The sequence below is a fragment of the Paenalicyclobacillus cellulosilyticus genome, from assembly GCF_014647315.1.
Classification (GTDB): domain Bacteria; phylum Bacillota; class Bacilli; order Alicyclobacillales; family Alicyclobacillaceae; genus Alicyclobacillus_J; species Alicyclobacillus_J cellulosilyticus.
Genome location: NZ_BMOY01000132.1, coordinates 1 through 241, shown reverse-complemented (window position 1 = coordinate 241; position 241 = coordinate 1). Strand labels below are relative to the sequence as shown.

Here is a 241-nt window from a genome sequence, read left to right as displayed (position 1 = left end):
TGGTGCGAATGTATTGAGCTCGTATTGGAGCTTCGACGCCAAGTAATTTCTCGAGCGCACGTACATACGCGTGCTCGTTACACATCATGGATACATAATCCAGACGGTCCATATAACCAATGCTTTGAATATAAGGCTTCGTTTCAGCGAGCTTTTCGGTAGCACGATGAAGCAACCCAATGTGCGGATCAGCGCGAACGATCGTCTCGCCATCCAACTCCATCACCAACCGCAAAACCCC

Annotated in this window: 1 pseudogene; it reads right to left on the bottom strand. The window is 49.4% G+C overall.

Annotated elements, in window-relative coordinates:
* A pseudogene (locus tag IEX97_RS13745) lies at positions 1-226 on the bottom strand (NADH-quinone oxidoreductase subunit D); the annotation flags it as partial.
* Positions 227-241: the final 15 nt, after the last annotated feature.